We start from the raw sequence: 19,509 nt of genomic DNA, 5'->3' as shown, positions 1-19,509 counted from the left end.
ACCTTCAAAATTCTTGCTGAGCGATATCGCAATCGAGGCAAAAGACTAGCATTAAGATTCAATCTAATTGCTGGAATTTATAACTTGGAGCTGAGTGAAAAATGACTTATGAAAGAAATCTATTGATAATTATGAAAAAGCCAAAAATTTGTATCTTGAATATTTAAATTTAGGTGAAAACAATGAATTTTATGATACCACCTTAATTATGGCGGCAATCGAGCACACAGATATTTCTTTCATCAAAAAAATGAAGCTGAGAAAAATAAATGAACTTGTAGTAGATGAAGTTGAACCACAAACATATTATTTCACTAGATGCTCCCCATTAGGTAAAGCTATTCGCCTAAATCAATATCAGATAATTTCTTATTTACTTGAAAAAGGCGCTTCAACCGAAATCGTGTGTATTTCTAAATTTAATGAAGAACAATCAGCATTAGCTCTTGCAGAACAATATAAAAATAAAAAAGTTATTAAATTAATTAATTCAACTTTGAAGCCCAAATAGGACTTGTAATGAATTAAGAGATCTTCTTGATATAAAGTCTTTCCAGTTCAAATCAGTGCCATTTAAGGCTATAATTGCTCTAAATTTTTGTATATTTCCCGTTTTTTCATTATGAGCAAACACGATTCTTCGCTTTCAAAAGATCAGTACAACCTACTGAAATCTTTTAAAAAGCAAATTACGAATCCACATTCCTCTACGATTGCTAAACAGCCTGAGCCAACGCCAAAGACTGTTGAACAAGAGCAGGAAGAAGACTTCGCGCTTTTCCAAAAGCAAATGCAAGGTGTTCAAAAAATGAATGCAGGAAATACTGCAAAAATGGAAAAAGTGGGTCGTAAAAAACCTGATGCGCAAACGTTGGCTAAACGTGCTGCTGCAATTGGTCCTATGGAAACAGATGATGCATTACTTTCTGATACGCAAGCGATGCTCAACCCTGTTGCCAGTCAAGCTGCTTTAAGCTATCGCATTGCAACCTTACAACATAAAGTTTTTGAAGATTTAAAAGCTGGTAATCTACGTTGGTTTGAAGCTGTCGACTTACACGGTTGCACTGTTGAAGAAGCCCGTTCTGCCGTGCTGCAAATTATTCAAATGGCGAAAGATGACAATCAAAACGTCATTAAAATTGTGCATGGCAAAGGTCCAGAAGCAATTTTAAAAACTTATGTAAATAGTTGGTTACGTCAACATCGTGATGTATTGGCATTTGTGAGCGCCCCAGAAAAACAAGGCGGCACAGGTGCTGTACTGGTTCTGCTTAAACGTGCAGAAAAGAACCCACAGTTTAAACAATAATCGGATTTAACTCCAAAAGAAGGCATTGTAATAGTTTTCTGCTACAATGCCGTCCTTGTTCAATCTCTCAGTGTAAGTGAACACGTCTTATGTCTATGCAGCAATCCTACGCAAATATCCTAACTGCCGTTGGTGAAGATCTGAATCGCCCGGGTCTTAAAGATACGCCTATGCGTGCTGCTAAAGCTTTTTCATATCTTACTTCTGGTTATAGCCAGACACTTGAAGAAGTGACCAACAATGCGGTTTTCCCATCAGATAACCGTGAAATGGTCTTAGTTAAGAATATCGAATTCTATTCTTTGTGTGAGCACCATTTATTACCTTTTTATGGTCGCGTACATATTGCTTATCTCCCAGAAGGCAATGTTTTAGGTTTATCAAAATTTGCACGTATTACAGAAATGTTTGCCCGTCGCTTACAAATTCAGGAAAACCTCACTCAGCAGATCGCTGAAGCTGTGGCTGAAGTGACTGGTGCACGTGGTGTTGCTGTGGTGATTGATTCAGCTCACATGTGCATGATGATGCGTGGTGTAGGTAAACAAGAGTCTACAACACGTACCGTTTCTTTTGTCGGTGACTTTAAAACCAATAAAGAAGAACGCCGTGAATTCTTAAGTGCTGTGCCTGAAAGCTATTAATAGAACATTCAGCGTTAGCACTCATAAAAAAAGCCTCGAGCTCTTGAGGCCTTTTTTATTTGTGTTTTAATGTCGCAAATCGTTTGCTTTGATAGCAAAGCACTATTTTCAGGATGAATCATGTCAGATGTATATATTGCCGGTCAGGGTTTAGCGCAAGCCAAACACAGCATAGACTTCCCTCGCCCAGACCGTTTGGTTCAGGGCAATCCCAAACGTGAAACTGCAAGCCTGTATGTACACCCCAATATGGACTGCGGGATTTGGCAATGTGAAGTTGGCGCATGGAATATTGTCTTTGCACCGAACAAACAAGAGTTTTTTACTATCCTTGAAGGATTAGTACGTATTCATGATCAACAAGGCGGATATATCGAGGTTTCCGCTGGCCAAGCGGGCATTATTCCCCCATCGTTTCAGGGCAAGTTTGAAGTTGTCGAAGCCGTCAAAAAATACTATGTGGTTGTCGAAGTTTAAATTACGGTACATCTCGCATAAAGCGTATTTACCCATAAAAAAAACTCCCATATGTGGGAGTTTTTATTCTCAGGATGAATTAGATATACGACAAATGCTTTGTGACTTGAATACAGTTTCGACCATTATTTTTTGCTGCGTACAAGGCATGATCTGCTGCATCTAAAAAGCGCTGATAGTCAGGATGTCCATCATACTGCACACAACCAATACTTACGGTAAAACTAAATTGCTGACCTTGTGCCGTTCGGATCAGGCCCTTTTCAATATATTGGCGAATATTTTCTGCAATTTTCATCGCACGGTTTACACCAGTATCCACCAAGAGTAATAAGAACTCTTCCCCACCGATACGGAATGCATAATCGCTACCTTGACTATAACGCTGTAAGGCTTCGGCAATAAATTTAAGTGCAAGATCACCTGCCGCATGACCAAACTTATCATTGATCATTTTAAAATAATCCGCGTCAAAGGCGAGCAAAGACAACGGCGTTTCATTTTGCCGCGCAAAGGTAATTTCACGTGAAATAATAGTACTGAGATAACGACGGTTCAGAAGTTGAGTTAAAGAATCATTGCCAGACTCAATATATTCAGCCACTTGAAATAGTTGATCGACTAAATGCTGAATTTCACGGTTCAATTCACGAATCTGTTGAATCAACTGTTGCAGCTGATCTTTTTCCGTCATCTGCATCGTTTGCTGGGTTAATTGATCGACTTCATAAATTCGGTCAATAATCAGTTGCACCTGATCTGAACCTGAAAAAGCATATGCCGCTTTATGAATGAACCATAGCCCAAACTCTGATTTTGAAAATAAGGGATGATAAAAACCAACATTGCCCGAAAAGATTTTAAACATCAGTTCATTTTCCCAATCGAGCAATGAACCACGTTGTTTATCTTTATGCACTGCTACATCTTGCATCGCAGAAAATAAGCGATAATTGTGTTTTGTTTCTTGGTTTTTTTCCGTATTGATCTCATAAGATCGGCACATGATTTCAGTGCTGAACCCCATAATTTGTACAATATAACTACACATATGGAGAATATTTTGTGTTTGGTTTAACTCTAAAATTTCAAATATTTTACGTTCTATTTCACGCACACCACGTATGATGAACCATGACGGAATACCAACACGCGCGTGTACCATTCCAACTTTCTGCTGTCTTTTGACTGAGCTTTCAAATTCACCATTCAGTGCGACATTAAACGTTTCTAACAACCATTTTCTTAAAGTGTCGATGAGCCTTTTTTGAATGATATCGTCTTTAAAAAATTCAGCTGACTCTGGCTCACGTGACATTTGTTCATAAAAAACAGTAACTAAATGTTCAACATGCCTTTGGATAAATTGCAATGCTGCAAGATGTTCATTTTCAGTATATTGATCACAAATATCTTTCCAAGCCTGACTTAGACCTGTAATACATTCTTGATTCATTCGGTGACACAAACCACAGCTATTACAAAGCTAGCAATCATACCTTGCTTTACTTACATAAAAAAACAAATTTATTTGATATTTCATATTTTATCTATCTTAAAAATTAATAGAAAAATACATAACTCAATTTCAATTTATTCCAATCTTGATCATCTTGCTGCTGGTATTCATAGCCTAGTTTTAAAGCATTTTGTTGGTTGACGATATATTGTAATTCAGCATCGAGTTTCAGATTCCATTGATGTGTATCTTCCCAATACGGAAGCTCTGCCTGAACCAAACTGTTGAGTTTTTCTGACCAAATATTTTGGCAACCCAGTGTCGGCCCAAGGCCCACTCGCCATCCATCATCTAGAGACTTACCGCCCTGCACTTGCATTTGAGACTGCACATAACACAAATGCGTGCGTTCTTGATTGGCCCAGCTATATCCAGATTGCGCTTTTAATTCAGCTACGCCATGTTGTTTCGTTTCGCTAAATTGACCTGCATCTACAGACACTTGCTGCCAACCAAAATTAAAACCCCAGCTTAGCGGTGTTTTAAATGGCGTGATCGGATTGTAGGAGTTGACCGATAAAAAATCAAAATGATTGAGTTTGAGTTGGTCGTCTCGATATTGGATCGAGCCATCCCAAAACATCAACTGCGTACCAATCCGAAAGCCACCTTGCGGATCGACCAAATCATGATATGCCTGACGATGCCCGAGTTCGATATATTTTTCACCTTGAACTTCGCCTACTGTGGCTGAAAAATTTCGCGCATGATGTCCATTGACTGGGTCTAGACTTGGCTGCTTAGGTTCAGTCCGTTGTTTCGGTTGTGAAGATTGGCTACGTAAGGCCAAGATTTGACGCAATTTAGGCTGCGTTTCTTCCGCACTCACCTTTCGACCAATCAGTAATAAATACAGATGGTCGTACGCCATTTCCAATATTTTCGCTTGCTCTGCTTCGTTAAACTGAGAGAGTGCTGTAGACATGTTCTCAGGTTTAATTTCAGCGAGTTTATGCGCTTCGCGTGCTAAACGATATCCATGTTGCTGCGCTTGTGACAAAAGCTGCGTTTCTAATGCAGGACGATAAACCGCTGCTCGAATCAGTTGTTCATCATTGATCGCTTTGATCGTCTCAACGGGAATGGAAGCAACTTTAAATTTTTCGGTTAAATTCAGTGTCGGGCGAACCAAATCCATTAAGCCCAATAATCGATATGCACAGTTATCACTGGCGAAATAATAGGGAAAACTGACATTTTGCATTTCCCAAATATGTTTAACCAAATAACTGGTTTCTTGCTCGGTTAGTGCTAGCTCATATTCCCACAAATCACGACTTTCAAAATCACCATATTCTTTCACTTTACGGTAGTACGGCATCAAGGAATATTCGCCAGGATATTGCCCTGTTAATCCTTTCCATGCATAAGACCAGTTATCTTCACCTGCAACTGTGGCTGCATAATTAATGGCGTAAGAAACCAGATTTAATTCTTTCTGATCTTTCGGATCGAGACGCAATAAGGTATGTCCAAACATAGAACTTGGATTACCCATAAAGTCTGTGGCGTAGATTAATGTCGCTTTATAAGGCTTAATTTTTCCAAACCATGCATCAAACTCAGGGCAACTTACCGCAGGTAACTGCTCTGAACGGATGGATAACTCTTGCATCAGCCACTGACTACGCGCTGGGAAACGACAACGAAAGGCTTGATTAGGTTCGGCGGTTTGAAATAGTGCAGCGACATCTGCCTCTAATTCGGCTTGGGCATTTTGACGGCCATTTTCAGCTAGAAAGTAACCTGAAAAAGCAACTTCACTTTGTCCTTTATGATCTGTATATAAAAGTCGTTGCCAACTGATGTGTTCAGACAGTTTTTTTGATTGTGCAAGTTCAATATATCGCTGCACCTCTACGGTTTTAGAGAGGTTTGGATCTACAACTTGCTGAGCATATAAGATGCTCGGAATCATAAAGGTACAAAATAAAGCAATTGATTTCATTCAGTTAAATTCAAATCCATTTTTATATATTTTAGATAATAAAAAACCCTGCCAAGAGACAGGGTTTTGAAAACAACGATTAAACGTATGCTTTAAGTACTTCATCTTTCGCCATTACGTTTTGCAATGAAGCAAGTACTTGTAGAGAAGACTGGTTTTCAGCTGAATAGATTTCAGCAAAATTTGCTTTAGACACAGCAAAGAAACGTGCTTTATCTGTTGATTGGATGTTTAAAAGCTCAGCCAAAACATTCAGGCTCTCACCTTGACCAACTGCCATATCACGAGCAAGTGATTCAGCATTTTCATTGGTAAATGTTACCGCTTGAGCAGTTACTGTACCTGTACCGCTACAACCTAAAGTACCAAAGGTAATACCAAGTAACTGGTTAGTAAAAATACCGTTGGTAGTCGCAGCTAAAATTTTAGGAATTTTACCTGATTGACCAGCCCAAACTTGAGAACCAACACCACAACCTACGTCACGGTCAGCAAAAGCAGCTGTAGAACCTAGTGCAACGACTGCAACTAAAGCTAATTTTTTTAACATAGCACTTCTCCAGGGAATTTTATTCCATTGTTTTTAATTATTAAAACATGTGTAATTTTGATTACACACCTGTAGATTAACTTGATCTTTCAGATAAGGCAAAACATTTTCATCTAAAACTTTTGGCTAAAAATAATACGTTCTTTTTCACTATTTTTTGAGCAACCAAGTACCATTTTCATCCCGTTTTCCAAGGATTTTGAGTACTAAAACCAGACTGAGTAATAGCAACAAATACCAAGAACCGAGTTTCCCCCAACCGACCATATGCCATGCATCGACCTGACTTGGATATAACCAAATTTGATAGAAGGTACTGATATTTTCTGCGATCCAAATCAAGAATGCCAAAATCAACAGTACTGGTAACATAGGCAACTGAATCACATGATTTTGTAATTGAAAACTCAGCTTGGTTTTCCAAAAGATCACCACACTCCAAGCAAACAAAAACATACGAATATCTGGCACAAAAAATTTGGTCATAAAATTAAGATATGACAAAACGGCTAAGCACAGCATATTGCCAAAACGCGGTAAGTTACTGAACGACACCTGATATAGACGTAACGAACGTGCAAAGAAACTTCCTACTGCCGAATACATGAAACCTGCAAATAATGGCACGGTCAGCAGTTTGAAAACCGCAGGCTGCGGATATTGCCATGAAGCAATGTGTGGATGAGTGAGAAATATTTCCATCCCCATAGCCAGTAGATGAAACAGTGCTATGACTTTGGCTTCCGCCCAAGACTCGAGTTTTAAGTAGAGTAAACACACTTGAATGATCAGTGCATAAAACAATAAATAGTCATAACGGTAAAAGCCAAAATATTCCTGACTTCCCATTGCTGCAGTGAATGCAAAAGCGATCAGCAGTAATATCCCAAATAAGGCAGCCGAAGCTGCCTTATAAGAGAACTCAAAACATGATTTTATCATCTTGACCACGGTTGAATCCTAAACCTATTTCCCTGAAGCCTTATAAATACTTGGCACTATATTCGTGTACCGTATCAATAAAGGCTTTCGGATTGGTTGGATCTACCCACTGGGTAATACCATGGCCTAAGTTCGCCACATAACCGGTTTTTTCACCATTGGCATATGCGTCATCTAACATAGCACGCGTCGCTTTCGCAATTGCTTCAGGCGAACCATACAATGTTGCTGGGTCTAAGTTACCTTGCAATGCTGCACGGCCTGCGACTGTTTGACGTGCCACATTTAATGGCGTAGTCCAATCTAAACCAAAGGCATCTGCACCCGTTGCAATCATTGGCTCTAACCATTGACCACCACCTTTGGTAAACAAAATCACAGGGACTTTGCGTCCATCTTTTTCACGCTGTAAACCTGCCACGATTTTTTGCATGTAGTTTAGTGAAAATTCGATGTATTCACGGTGTGCTAGTGCCCCACCCCAACTATCAAAGATTTGTACGGCTTGGGCACCTGCATCAATCTGCGCATTGAGATATTCAGTCACTGCCACAGCTAAACGGTCTAATAAGGCATGCAACACTTCAGGTTGTGCATACATCATTTGTTTCGTAAAACGGAAATCTTTGCTTGAACTGCCTTCCACCATATAGGTTGCCAGTGTCCAAGGACTGCCTGAGAAACCAATCAATGGGACTTGTCCGCCCAATGCTGAACGAATCGTAGTCACTGCATTCATGACATAATCTAGGTCAGATTTGGCATTAAACTTAGGTAAATTCAGTACATCTTGTTCGGTACGTACAGTTTTATGAAACTTCGGACCTTCACCTGCCTCAAAATACAGTCCCAAACCCAACGCATCAGGTACTGTCAAAATGTCTGAAAATAAAATGGCTGCGTCTAAGTCATAACGACGCAAAGGTTGTAAAGTAACTTCACAAGCAAATTCTGTATTTTTACAAAGGGATAGGAAGTCACCCGCTTTTGCACGTGTTTCACGATACTCTGGTAAATAACGGCCAGCCTGACGCATCATCCAAACCGGAGTTGCATCTACCGGTTCACGTAATAAGGCACGCAAGAAACGATCATTTTTTAAGGTCGTCATTCACTTTCCCAACTTAATTCGATATTGGCATCATCATATCAAAAAGGTTGTAAATATAATAACTTCTCAAGCATTTAAAAACCGATCATGTTGAGTGCCAAAAATGATATTTACACAAAACAACTACTGCATCTCTACTTTTTTTCTGTAATACTTAGCCAGTTTTTAATACACAGTAAATGAATAATTCTTAAGGTTGAATTACATGTTCGTTCGCACCATGCTCGCACTGAGCCTAAGTTGCATATTTGCTGGTACAGCTATTGCCGCATCTACTGCTGAACAACCATTAACGCCAAAAAAAGTGACTAATGTTGCAGTTCAGGATCCCATTGATCCGTTAGCGACTGAAGCTTCATCTGCAACTAGCCAGATTAGCGCTCAAGAACAAGAAGATCTGAACCAAGCATCGCAAACTTTAGACAGCCTGCAACAATCAGAAGATGTTAAAGCCGACATCGGTGCTGCACCTGCTACAGCGACTGCTACAACTCCAACATCAACTTCGCCTGCTGCCAAAGTTGCTTGGGGTTTAAATGACCTAAATAATGCACAGTGGTATGACAACATTGGAAAAGGTCAGTTCCCTGTTTATGCACGTGCTCATGTCATGCTCAATAATGCACATGCTTCACCGGGTGCAATTGATGGTACCAGTGGTAAAAATACCTTAAAGGCGATCGCTTCATTCCAACAAATGAATAGCTTGAAACCTACAGGGACTTTAACCAAAGAAACTTGGGATGCGCTGATTGCGAAACAAGGTTCTAAACCTGCATTTATTGAATACACGTTGACTGACGCAGACTTGAAAGGTCCTTATGCAGCATCGATTCCACACGACTATGCATTACAAGCAAAAATGAAAGGCTTGTACTACACACGTGTGACTGAAATGTTGGGTGAAAAATTCCACATGGATGAAGACTTTTTGAAAAAGTTGAATCCCAAAGCGACATTTAAAAAAGCTGGTGAAAAAATCTTAGTAGCGAATATTCGTAACGAAGTTCCTGAAGATATTCACCTGATCGTTGCACATAAAGGCGCGAAACAACTTTACTTGTTTAATAGCCGCAACCAAATGATCGGTTCATTCCCTGCAACGATTGGTAGTTCTGATACTCCATCGCCTACAGGTACATATAAAGTCACAGGTGTTGCACCAAACCCTTGGTACAGCTACTCACCGTCTAACTTTGTTCAAGGCAACAACAAAAAACCACTTTCATTACCACCTGGTCCAAATGGCCCTGTTGGTAATATCTGGATTGGCTTGAGCAAAAAATCATTCGGTATTCACGGTACACCGAACCCATCTGCTATCTCTAAAACTGCGTCACACGGTTGTATTCGTTTGACCAACTGGGATGCAAATGACTTAGGTAAGAAAGTGAAATCTGGTGTGACTGTTAAATTCTTAGAATAATTTTAGTCATATTTAAAAAAGCCTGCATCGTGCAGGCTTTTTTTATAGCTGTGCATTCATGCATAACAAAAGACTCAATCTTGGCTGAGCGTTGCAAAAATAGGATGAATTGTCGCTAAAAAACTATATATCCCAATTTAGTTCAATCTTAAAATAGGTACATGTTCAATAATTAAGATAAGGATGAATGCCATGAATGCTTTTTTACATCCAAGTGAAAACCGTGGTCACGTAAAAATGGGCTGGCTTGAGTCTAAACACAGCTTTTCTTTTGGTAACTGGTATGACCCGAAATACATGGGCGTTAGTGCACTTCGTGTAATTAATGATGACTTAATAGCAGCACATGAAGGTTTTGGTCAACACCCACATGACAACATGGAAATTTTAACCTGTGTGTTAAAAGGCACCATTACGCATAAAGACAGTATGGGCAACCATGGTGGCATTTCTGCAGGTGAATGGCAGCTGATGAGCGCAGGTACAGGTGTGCGTCATAGCGAAATGAACCAAGGTGATGAAGATGTACATTTACTACAAATTTGGATCGTTCCAAATGAACGTGATGCTGAACCGACCTATCAACAAATTAAATGTGATCCACGCGATCAACCCAATCAATGGCATTTAATTGTCGGTCCAAATGACGATGCAGCTATGTATATTCGTCAGCAAGCGGAAGTTAAATCCGCATTTTTGACGAAAGGTCAATCTTTAGAGATCCGTGCAACGCAGCATATCAACTATATCCATGTTATTTCAGGTTCAGTGCAAATTGCTGAACATAAAGTTGAAGCTGGTGGTGCAATTGCGTTCTTAGAAGATAGCCAAATTGAAGCGCTTGAAGATGCTCAAGTGATTTGGTTTGATTTACCCGAAGTTAAATAATTAAAAGCCCTCAAATGTGAGGGCTTTTTTATACAGTTTGTCTCAGGCGTTCACTGCGTTTATACAACCACATCAACACCAAAGTTGGAATGATAAATCCCGCAGTCACCATGATGCCATGTAGGATTGAGGCATAAGGTTCAGCAAGCATGGCCACATGTTTCATTGGAGATGTCAATGGATGGAATCACTTTAAACGTCTCGAAATCACGCATTTCGAGATATTCTTAAATGACACTCAGCATCTAATTATCTAGATAAAATTCATCAATCAAAGGTGATTTTATTCTATTGCTGATGCAATCTATCTAATCAACCTTCGGTTTCCACGCGATAAAAATGATTTTGCATAAAGACGCAAAACATAGAGGCAAATAATTGCCGATCTTGTTCAGTTTGAAAAATGCCCCCGAAATAGTCCCCATCTGTAGTTAAAATTAAATCTAAGAATGTTGCCTGCTTGGGAACTACTCCCTTTCTTTGGCAATATGCAAAATATGCGCTGACATCTTCAAATAAAATCCACCATTCCTGTGGACTTCCAATCTGAACGCCACCTAATGAATGCTCTAGATCAAACATCGCATTGAGAAGATATTGAAAATTTTGCTGTGAACTTTGAAATTGAAATCTCGGATAATCTGTTGTTAGATTTAAATTGATCAGATGTAAATGGACGCTCCGAGCACACTCTAATCTATGTTTAACTTTTACATATTGTTGATACCGACGTTTATCTTTTACTGTGACCGAAGTTAAGCGAGACAAATCCATATTGTCGTGTAAATCACTGAGTTTTATTTCACACGCTATTGCATTTTTAGCAGTACGCTGCGCCGCTTGAAATCGGTTCTCACCTGTTGTTTTAGTTAGTGCCTGTATTGCGTCGATAATATGGGCTTGAAAACCTAAAGCATGAAGCTCATCCGTTGTTGTCTCTGTATCTTCTAAAATGTCATGTAATACAGCGACGATTTTAGCGTCGGGATGTTGCACATTTTGCATCACACGAAGTGGATGTTGAATATAGGCTTGTCCCGCTTTATCGACTTGTCCGAAATGGCGTTCAGTCGCCAAAGAAATCGCATTTTCTAAAGTTGAAATAAAGAATCTCCCCTTCGTGGTCTTTTTTATTTTTCTCCATCATATTAACCAATGAATACAGATATTTGTAACTCTAAGCGCTACTCGAACGACACAGATTGACTCGTAAAATACATATCTACCGTGAATTATCGTGAGGTAGATCTTTTGCAAATACTTCTATGCCATTCGCGCCAACATTTCCAAAGTAATTTTTTTCACCTCTTCTTTACTTTGCTGAATATGGCTGCGCATTTTCTCCAATGCCGCTGTCACGTTATGTCCAAGGATCAATTGTAAAATCTGTTGATGCTCTGCATAAGTGGCTTCAATTCGATAATCTTTAGAAAAATCTAAACGGCGAATAATACGGATTTTTTCACTTACATCCCGATGTACCTTTGCCATTTCACTATTGCCGATTGCTTCAACCAATTGGCAGTGATATGCTTCATCTTGCATCGATAAAGTTTTTAAATCATGCAAAAACTGTTCAGGCGGAATACACCACAAATTCACCAATGTCTGTAAAGCCTGCTTGAGTTGTTCTGATTCCATTTTGCAGAGCTGCTCAATGGCATAGCATTCCAGCAAAATCCGTAAATCATACAATTCTTCATAAGCTCTAAAGTTCAGCGGCTTCACTTCCCAACCGCTACGAAAATGTACTCTTACATAGCCATCTTGCTGTAAACGGTATAAAGCCTGCCGTACGGGTGTACGGCTTACTTCATATAATTCGGCAATTTCAGATTCGGTAAAACGTGCGCCCGGTTTGAGCTGGAAATCAAAAATATCGTTTTTTATTTTTTGGAAAACCAGCTCAGACAAGTTGTCTGAGCTTTTCCCAACAATGGTGGTTGTGGTCATGTTTATTCCATATAAACCAGCGGCTCACCGCTATGTACCGTTTGTCCTGCACGGCAGATAATCGCTTTCACGATACCATCATCATCGGCATAGACTGGAAGCTCCATTTTCATCGCTTCAATAATGGCTACAGTCTCACCTTTCTTCACAGACTGTCCCGCTTCGACAAAAATTTTCCAAATGTTGCCGGTCATCGATGCATTCAAGGCTGCATACTGGCTATAGTCGGTATCATCTTGCAGGATTTCCATTTCCGCAGGCGCATCAAACTCATCTTTCCAGCGTTCAACTTCAGTTGTAAATGCCTGCAGCTGCTGCGCTTTAAATTCGGCAATACTGTCCTTTTCTGTTTCTAAAAAGGCTTGATAGGCTGCAAAATCAAATTCAGTTTCTTCAATTTTGATTTCCGCCACACCATTGGCAAAGTCAGCACGGAATTGATCCAGTTCAGCTTCGGTTACTTCATAATATTTAATTTGATCAAAGAAGCGTAAGAACCATTGCTGATCGCCAAACTGTTTGTTCTTTTTAAACTTATTCCAAATAGGCAGTGTACGGCCAATCAATTGATAACCGCCTGGTGAGTCCATGCCATAGATACACATGTACATACCGCCAATACCCACTGTGCCTTCTGCAGTAAAAGTACGTGCAGGGTTATATTTCGAGCTGAGCAAACGATGACGCGGATCAATTGGCACTGCACAAGGTGCAGTTAAATACACATCGCCCAAACCTAAAATTAAGTAATTTGCATCGAAAATGATGTCTTTGACTTGCTCACGGCTGTCTAAGCCATTAATACGCTGAATGAAATCGACGTTATTTGGCAACCATGGCGCTTTGGCACAAACACTTTCTTGATAACGTTCTACAGCACCTAAAGTTGCCGAATCCTCAAATGCCATCGGCAAGTGAATAATACGGGATGGAATTTTAATTTGGCTCAAATCGCCCATCTCATTTTCGAGACCCAATAAGAACTGAATCAAATTCGCTTGGCTGAAACGCAATCCATCATATTTAATTTGCAGTGAACGTACACCTGGTGAAAGCTCTAAGATGCCATCAATATTCGCTTCACGAATCAGCTGCATCAGTCGATAAACACGTAAGCGCAATGCAAGGTCGAGAACGTTTTCGCCATATTCCAGCAAGATGTAACTGTCACCTGCCTGACGATATATAGCTTTCGGCGCATACGCATCTGCTTCACGCACTGCCAATATCCCTTCTGGCTTACATTCAAAAGTTGCCGCCTGTTTTGCTTCAGGTGCTTGAGCAAAGTTTTGGATATCGGCAATTTGTTGAACTTCCAAGGCATTGGCTTGTTCAACACTCATCGGATAGAAACTGATGCTGTCATCTGCTTTAAGCTGACCAATCTTCCAAAGTTCTGCTTTGGCAATGGTTACTGGGCAAACAAAGCCACCGAGGCTTGGGCCATCTTTAGCCAAAATCACAGGGAAATCACCGGTGAAGTTAATCGCCCCAATGGCATATTCACAATCATGCACATTGGATGGATGTAAACCTGCTTCACCGCCATTTTCACGTGCCCAGCTTGGTGTCGGACCTGTTAGGCGAATACCTAAACGGTTTGAATTAAAGTGCACATTCCATGTTGAAGCAAAGAATTCTTCAATATATTCAGGTTTAAAGAAATCGGGTGCACCATGCGGACCATACAGCACGCCAATTTTCCATTCTTTGCCATAGCTTGGAATACGCTCTGCTGCCAAAGCTTGTGGTGCTGCTGTAGCAATTTCCAATCCATCCAAAGGCAGGCTAGGGTTGACCATTTTAATCATGTCGCCTGCGCGCAGCACTCGCCCTGCATGACCGCCAAAATTACCCAATGCAAAGGTTGAACGACTGCCTAGATATTTAGGTACATTTAACCCATTGCGGATTGCAAGATATGTACGGCAACCCGATTCAACTTGTCCTAGTACCAAAGTTTGCCCAGCTTTGATGTTGATCGGCTGCCAAAAATCGACATTTACTCCATCTAGAGCCGCGCTGCATGGCGCACCTGCTAAGGCTACGATGCTGTTGGCATGAAATTTAAGACTTGGTCCTTGTAAGGTAAATTCAAAGCCTGCTGCCGATTTTGGATTACCCACAACTTGATTGGCCAACTGAAATGCATAATCATCCATTGGGCCTGATGGCGGTACACCAATATCCCAATAGCCCACACGCCCCGGATAATCCTGAATCGTACTTTGTGTACCTGGTTGCAGCACCTCAATCACATTTGGCACATATTTAAAATCATCCAGCAGGCGTGTCCAAATTTGCATATTTTCAAAGCGTGCATCAGACACTACGGTATGCGCATAGTCTAAGTTGGTGCTGATGCCATTCAAGCGGGTTTCAGCCAAGGCTGTTTTTAACTTGGCAATCGCACTGTCTCGGTCTGCAGCATGCACAATAATTTTGGCAATCATCGGGTCAAAATATTGTGAAATTTCAGTACCTGTAGACACCCAAGTATCCACACGAATATCTTCAGGGAAATACACATCCGTCAACACACCCGGACTTGGCTGGAAGTTTTTCACTGGATCTTCCGCATAAATTCGCACTTCAATGGCAGCACCATTGGGTTGAATATTGCTGAGTTTTTCCCAATCTAAAGCATCACCTGCCGCCACTTTCAGCATGCATTCAATCAGGTCTAAGCCCGTCACCATTTCAGTGACTGGGTGTTCAACCTGCAAACGGGTATTCACTTCAAGGAAATACACTTCATCACGGGCAGCATCATAGATAAACTCAACCGTACCTGCGCTGCGGTATTTCACCAATTGACCAAGCTCTACAGCAGCACGGTGCAATTTTTGACGGGTTGCTTCTGGTAAGTGCGGTGCAGGTGTTTCCTCAACGACTTTTTGGTTACGGCGCTGCAATGAACAATCGCGCTCCCCAAAGGCAACGACTTGACCTAAACCATCACCAAAAATTTGTACTTCTACGTGACGGGCTTTATCGACAAAACGTTCGAGGAAAACACCTGCATCCTTAAAGAATTGCTCGCCTAGACGCTTTACACTTTCATACGCATCTTTTAATGATTGTTCATCATCACAGCGGGTTAAACCAATTCCGCCACCACCTGCGGTGCTTTTCAGCATGATTGGATAGCCAATCTCTGCAGCAGATGCGAGTGCTTCATCCAAACTTGCCAATAAACCTGTGCCTGGTGTCATGGGTACATTGGCGGCCGCAGCCAATTCACGTGCACGATGCTTCAAACCAAACTCTAAAATTTGTTCAGCCGTTGGCCCCATAAAAGCAATGTTATTTTCCTCACATGCACGGGCAAAGTCGGCACTTTCAGATAAAAAACCATAACCGGGAAATATTGCTTCAGCGCCAGTTTGTTTGGCTGCTTGAATCAATTTTTCAATACTTAAATAAGTTTCTGCAGGTTTAACACCTTCAAGTGAAACCGCTACATCTGCATCTAACACATGCTGTGCATAACGGTCGGTCTCTGAATACACGGCAACAGATTTCACACCTAATTTTTTTAGAGTACGAATCGCACGAACAGCAATTTCACCACGGTTTGCAATTAAAACTGTTTTAAACATGATTATTTCCCCGATTTTTTTAATTTGATTTTGCTGTTGTTGCTTGCAGTGATTGGATATAAGCGCGCCAGCCGCCAAATTCACTGATATTTTTTGCACCGTTTAGGCCATAAGGTTCACAAATAAAGCCTTTCACCCAACGTCCATCGGCAAGCTCGACATTGCCCATACCTAGTGGTGTTGGAATTTCGGCGACAAATTCACCAAAGCGTGCTTTTGGAATATCCCAAAGCTCGACAATAATTTTTTGACCCGCTTCCTGACGCGCTAAACCTGGTTTCGGCGGTACTGTGCCCGGCAGTGCATAGAGGGCGTAATCGGCAGAAGTCGTTGTGGTTTCAACATGCACGGCTTGGCGTGTTGTCAGTTGGAAATTGAGTGGCATACCTGTGAGATGTGCGCCTACAACAGCAACACGAAAATGCTGTGCTGATGGTGCAGAAATGACTGAAGCTGCGTCAGGCAATGTTTTAGCTACTGCACCCAGCGGTAATTGCAGGTGGTTTTGCCATTTTTCTGCAAAGTCTGCTAGAGCCGTATCGTGCCAAGCCGGCGCAATGAATGTGATTCCAAAAGGCAGCCCGTCGGCACGAAAGCCTGTAGGTACAGCGATGGCACTGAGGTCAGCTAAATTAGTAAAGTTGGTATAGGTGCCAAAGTGGCTATTATTTTCAATTGGCGCTTCTGCCATTTCAGCCAGTGTGTGAATGGTTGGCGAACTTGGCACCACTAAAGCATCAAATTGCGCTAAGGTTTGCTGAATTTGGCGTGCCAAATCTTGCTTTAAATATTCGGCGTTATAAGCATCCACCGCAGTGTACTGCTGCCCTTTTTGAATAATTTCTAAAACTGTTGGATCAAAGTCATCTGCATGGCTGTCTAAAATTTCAGCTACGGCTGCCGTACGCTCTGCTACCCATGACCCTTGATACAGTTGTGCAGCCAATTTTGCAAAAGGACTGAAATCAATTTCAGTTAGTACTGCACCTAAGTTTTTTAATTCAGTTAGTGCTTGCTGAAATGCATCAGCAGATTGAGCATCGCCAAAAAATTCTAACTGTTTTGGAATGGCTAACTTTAATTGTGCGCTGAACTTTGCAGGCGCTGTTGCTGGGTTCACACGTGAATAGCTGTCGGTTACATCAAAACCTTCCATAACTTCTGCCACTGCAGTTGCATCAGCGACGGTTAAGGCAAAAATTGAAATACAATCTAAGCTCTTACAGGCAGGCAATAAGCCTGTATTTGAAAAGCGACCTTTGGTCGGCTTTAAACCGACAATATTATTGAAAGCTGCAGGGATTCGTCCTGAACCTGCAGTATCTGTACCGAGTGCAATCGGGACTAAACCACGTGCTACTACACTGCCTGAACCAGAGCTTGAACCACCGCTTACATAGTCAGGATTAACAGTATTCGGCACGGCACCAAATGGCGAACGCGTACCGACTAAACCAGTAGCGAATTGATCTAAATTGGTTTTACCTACAATGATGGCACCTGCTTGTTTTAAGCGCTGCACCACAGAGGCATCTTCAGTTTTAATGTCCGTAAATAATTTAAACGCAGCCGTCGATGCAAAGCCCACCACATCAATATTATCTTTCACTGCAATAGGCACACCAAATAAAGGTAAGGCCGTAGCATTTTCAATTTGTTTTAAAGCTTTAATCTGAGAAGTTAATTGCTCTATAGATGCAATGGAAATCCATGCTGGGTCTACGCGATCAAATTGCTCGACCAAGGCATATAAGTCTTCAAGTTGAATTGTGTTATTCGTGTAGGCCGCTTTCCATTCCGCTAAGGTCCAGCCTAAAGTTTTTATTGAGTTCATTGATGTGCTCATTCTTGTATCCAAGTTTGAATACTGTGTTGCACACATCATGCCAACTCTAATTATTATTTATTTTTCAATATCTTAATATATTTTATCAATCATTTGCCTATTTTATTTAGCCAGTACAAAAGGATAAATGTTCTATTAAGTTTCCAAGCTCCACTATTTTGGTGCATGACTTTTATAATCGTGTTTTCAATAGATTCTTTTCATTTAGATGCAGATATAAATACAGTGAACTTTCTATTTTCACTCTTTATAAGCTTTCAATTTAGATGTTTTGTATGACTTTGAACTTAGAATAAAAAGAACTGAGAAATATTTTGAATTTTATATATAGAAAAAGATACATCAATGATGGCTAAAGCAATATTGGGCTTTGAGATTGATCGGGTTGAATAGAAAAGTAGTAATAATAAAAGCTATTGATTCGCAAAATTTAGTTCAACAATCAAAACTAAAAAATGGTGCGCTCAGCGCGCACCGTAAATACAATTTAACCAATTGTTTATTATAAATATTTAAACCCAACCCACATCATTGTACCGCAAAAAATACCGTAAAAATTCAGCATTCTAAAAAATATTGATGATGGCAATGTAGGTCATTACCACCAACGAAATATATTGATTTCAGGTGCTACGACTACCCCACCTGACTATACATTGTTGAATGACAAAATGGCTCAACTAGTCGGTTGGTACAAGTCGGAAGCGCATCAGCGTCATCCTATTGAACGTGCAGCTAAAGTACACCTGGATTTTTTATTGATGGTAATAGACGCACATCACGTCTATTGATGAACCTTAAGTTGCTGAAATCTGGATATCCACCTTGCGTTATTACAGTTGAAAAATCGCGTGGCTTACTATGAAGCTTTGGATCAGTGGATGGCTTATGACAAAACTGAAGCTTTTATCCAATTGATTTCTGAAGCAGTGATCGAAGGATTTAAACCATATCAGATAATTTCAGGAATTTAGAGTTACTCCCATTTATATATTTCTTTATTTGTACTGCTGCTTAGGACATTTTATTTATTAGAGCCTTGTTGCCTAATGCTGTTATCAAAAAATTGTTCAGCGATATAATTTCAGAATGAAGAAGCCTACACATAGAATCTATCATACAAAGAATTGACCTTACCACAAACCTAATTTTATTAACTTATTCAATAGATCTCTTTCATAAATCAAAAAACGATCTTCTTTTTGGTTAATATTTGCACTCCGGATTTCTTAGCATTCGTGCATAATCTGCGGATGAAATACATCGATTCAAACAAGCTTTCTGATCCTCA

The 19,509-nt window shown here is 40.4% G+C and carries 15 protein-coding genes and 3 pseudogenes; 8 read left to right on the top strand and 10 right to left on the bottom strand.

Annotated elements, in window-relative coordinates:
* The 5 genes and pseudogenes from FTV11_RS15915 to FTV11_RS15895 all read left to right on the top strand — a co-directional run.
* Positions 1-105, top strand: a pseudogene (locus FTV11_RS15915) (IS5/IS1182 family transposase); the annotation flags it as partial.
* Positions 106-148: 43 nt separating this feature from the next.
* Positions 149-511, top strand: coding sequence for a hypothetical protein (locus FTV11_RS15910; protein ID WP_180074393.1), 363 nt, complete (start codon positions 149-151; stop codon positions 509-511).
* A gap of 111 nt (positions 512-622) precedes the next feature.
* Positions 623-1,312 carry a Smr/MutS family protein gene (locus tag FTV11_RS15905; RefSeq protein WP_078190270.1) on the top strand — a complete coding sequence of 230 codons (690 nt, stop codon included), beginning with the start codon at positions 623-625 and terminating at the stop codon, positions 1,310-1,312.
* A 95-nt stretch (positions 1,313-1,407) separates the two neighbouring features.
* Complete coding sequence (folE, locus tag FTV11_RS15900; protein WP_171262632.1) at positions 1,408-1,956, top strand: GTP cyclohydrolase I FolE; 549 nt, start codon at positions 1,408-1,410, stop codon at positions 1,954-1,956.
* Positions 1,957-2,076: 120 nt separating this feature from the next.
* A complete protein-coding gene (locus FTV11_RS15895; RefSeq protein WP_078191972.1) occupies positions 2,077-2,433 on the top strand; it encodes a cupin domain-containing protein in 357 nt (118 codons plus the stop codon).
* 79 nt (positions 2,434-2,512) lie between these two features.
* On the opposite strand, the gene FTV11_RS15890 is transcribed toward FTV11_RS15895, so the two are convergent.
* The 5 genes from FTV11_RS15890 to hemE form a co-directional block, all read right to left on the bottom strand.
* Positions 2,513-3,889 carry a diguanylate cyclase gene (locus tag FTV11_RS15890; RefSeq protein ID WP_180042362.1) on the bottom strand — a complete coding sequence of 459 codons (1,377 nt, stop codon included), beginning with the start codon at positions 3,887-3,889 and terminating at the stop codon, positions 2,513-2,515.
* A gap of 106 nt (positions 3,890-3,995) precedes the next feature.
* Positions 3,996-5,900, bottom strand: coding sequence for a DUF4105 domain-containing protein (locus FTV11_RS15885; RefSeq protein ID WP_180074391.1), 1,905 nt, complete (start codon positions 5,898-5,900; stop codon positions 3,996-3,998).
* A gap of 79 nt (positions 5,901-5,979) precedes the next feature.
* A complete protein-coding gene (locus FTV11_RS15880) occupies positions 5,980-6,450 on the bottom strand; it encodes a DUF3015 family protein (RefSeq protein ID WP_180003204.1) in 471 nt (156 codons plus the stop codon).
* Positions 6,451-6,600: 150 nt separating this feature from the next.
* Positions 6,601-7,392 (bottom strand): DUF817 family protein, encoded by a 792-nt coding sequence (locus FTV11_RS15875; protein ID WP_180007699.1) that lies wholly within the window; start codon positions 7,390-7,392, stop codon positions 6,601-6,603.
* 40 nt (positions 7,393-7,432) lie between these two features.
* On the bottom strand, positions 7,433-8,503 hold the full coding sequence (gene hemE / locus FTV11_RS15870) for a uroporphyrinogen decarboxylase (RefSeq protein ID WP_180007657.1): 1,071 nt from the start codon (positions 8,501-8,503) through the stop codon (positions 7,433-7,435).
* Between the two features lie 205 nt (positions 8,504-8,708).
* Here hemE and FTV11_RS15865 point away from each other — a divergent pair, with 205 nt between their 5' ends.
* Complete coding sequence (locus FTV11_RS15865) at positions 8,709-9,929, top strand: L,D-transpeptidase (RefSeq protein WP_078190280.1); 1,221 nt, start codon at positions 8,709-8,711, stop codon at positions 9,927-9,929.
* Between the two features lie 192 nt (positions 9,930-10,121).
* Positions 10,122-10,817, top strand: coding sequence for a pirin-like bicupin family protein (locus FTV11_RS15860; protein ID WP_180007656.1), 696 nt, complete (start codon positions 10,122-10,124; stop codon positions 10,815-10,817).
* 28 nt (positions 10,818-10,845) lie between these two features.
* Here the strand turns inward: FTV11_RS15860 and FTV11_RS15855 are convergent, their stop codons facing one another.
* The 5 genes and pseudogenes from FTV11_RS15855 to atzF form a co-directional block, all read right to left on the bottom strand.
* Positions 10,846-10,983: a hypothetical protein gene (locus FTV11_RS15855; protein WP_180007655.1), complete on the bottom strand. Its 138-nt coding sequence runs from the start codon at positions 10,981-10,983 to the stop codon at positions 10,846-10,848.
* A 536-nt stretch (positions 10,984-11,519) separates the two neighbouring features.
* Positions 11,520-11,921, bottom strand: a pseudogene (locus FTV11_RS15850) (guanosine-3',5'-bis(diphosphate) 3'-pyrophosphohydrolase); the annotation flags it as partial.
* A 159-nt stretch (positions 11,922-12,080) separates the two neighbouring features.
* Entirely contained in the window at positions 12,081-12,770 is a 690-nt protein-coding gene (locus FTV11_RS15845) for a GntR family transcriptional regulator (RefSeq protein ID WP_180026403.1), read from the bottom strand.
* 2 nt (positions 12,771-12,772) lie between these two features.
* A complete protein-coding gene (uca, locus tag FTV11_RS15840) occupies positions 12,773-16,372 on the bottom strand; it encodes an urea carboxylase (RefSeq protein ID WP_180026404.1) in 3,600 nt (1,199 codons plus the stop codon).
* 19 nt (positions 16,373-16,391) lie between these two features.
* Positions 16,392-18,206, bottom strand: coding sequence for an allophanate hydrolase (gene atzF, locus FTV11_RS15835; protein ID WP_180007652.1), 1,815 nt, complete (start codon positions 18,204-18,206; stop codon positions 16,392-16,394).
* A 575-nt stretch (positions 18,207-18,781) separates the two neighbouring features.
* Between atzF and FTV11_RS15830 the strand changes: the two are divergent.
* A pseudogene (locus tag FTV11_RS15830) lies at positions 18,782-19,192 on the top strand (Fic family protein); the annotation flags it as partial.
* Positions 19,193-19,509 lie beyond the last annotated feature (317 nt).

This window comes from Acinetobacter sp. YH12231 (assembly GCF_013417755.1).
In the GTDB taxonomy this organism is placed as follows: Bacteria; Pseudomonadota; Gammaproteobacteria; order Pseudomonadales; family Moraxellaceae; genus Acinetobacter; species Acinetobacter amyesii.
The sequence above is the reverse complement of the archived record's forward strand: the minus strand, read 5'-3'. Positions and strand labels throughout refer to the sequence as shown.

What these genes read in the sequence shown, in the direction of transcription:
- FTV11_RS15880 (WP_180003204.1), bottom strand. Translation starts at nt 6,450, where the DNA reads ATGTTAAAAAAATTAGCTTTAGTTGCAGTCGTTGCACTAGGTTCTACA.
- FTV11_RS15895 (WP_078191972.1), top strand. Translation starts at nt 2,077, where the DNA reads ATGTCAGATGTATATATTGCCGGTCAGGGTTTAGCGCAAGCCAAACAC.
- atzF (WP_180007652.1), bottom strand. Translation starts at nt 18,206, where the DNA reads ATGAACTCAATAAAAACTTTAGGCTGGACCTTAGCGGAATGGAAAGCG.
- folE (WP_171262632.1), top strand. Translation starts at nt 1,408, where the DNA reads ATGCAGCAATCCTACGCAAATATCCTAACTGCCGTTGGTGAAGATCTG.
- FTV11_RS15855 (WP_180007655.1), bottom strand. Translation starts at nt 10,983, where the DNA reads ATGAAACATGTGGCCATGCTTGCTGAACCTTATGCCTCAATCCTACAT.
- FTV11_RS15865 (WP_078190280.1), top strand. Translation starts at nt 8,709, where the DNA reads ATGTTCGTTCGCACCATGCTCGCACTGAGCCTAAGTTGCATATTTGCT.
- FTV11_RS15890 (WP_180042362.1), bottom strand. Translation starts at nt 3,889, where the DNA reads ATGAATCAAGAATGTATTACAGGTCTAAGTCAGGCTTGGAAAGATATT.
- hemE (WP_180007657.1), bottom strand. Translation starts at nt 8,503, where the DNA reads ATGACGACCTTAAAAAATGATCGTTTCTTGCGTGCCTTATTACGTGAA.
- FTV11_RS15885 (WP_180074391.1), bottom strand. Translation starts at nt 5,900, where the DNA reads ATGAAATCAATTGCTTTATTTTGTACCTTTATGATTCCGAGCATCTTA.
- FTV11_RS15860 (WP_180007656.1), top strand. Translation starts at nt 10,122, where the DNA reads ATGAATGCTTTTTTACATCCAAGTGAAAACCGTGGTCACGTAAAAATG.
- FTV11_RS15905 (WP_078190270.1), top strand. Translation starts at nt 623, where the DNA reads ATGAGCAAACACGATTCTTCGCTTTCAAAAGATCAGTACAACCTACTG.
- uca (WP_180026404.1), bottom strand. Translation starts at nt 16,372, where the DNA reads ATGTTTAAAACAGTTTTAATTGCAAACCGTGGTGAAATTGCTGTTCGT.
- FTV11_RS15875 (WP_180007699.1), bottom strand. Translation starts at nt 7,392, where the DNA reads ATGATAAAATCATGTTTTGAGTTCTCTTATAAGGCAGCTTCGGCTGCC.
- FTV11_RS15845 (WP_180026403.1), bottom strand. Translation starts at nt 12,770, where the DNA reads ATGACCACAACCACCATTGTTGGGAAAAGCTCAGACAACTTGTCTGAG.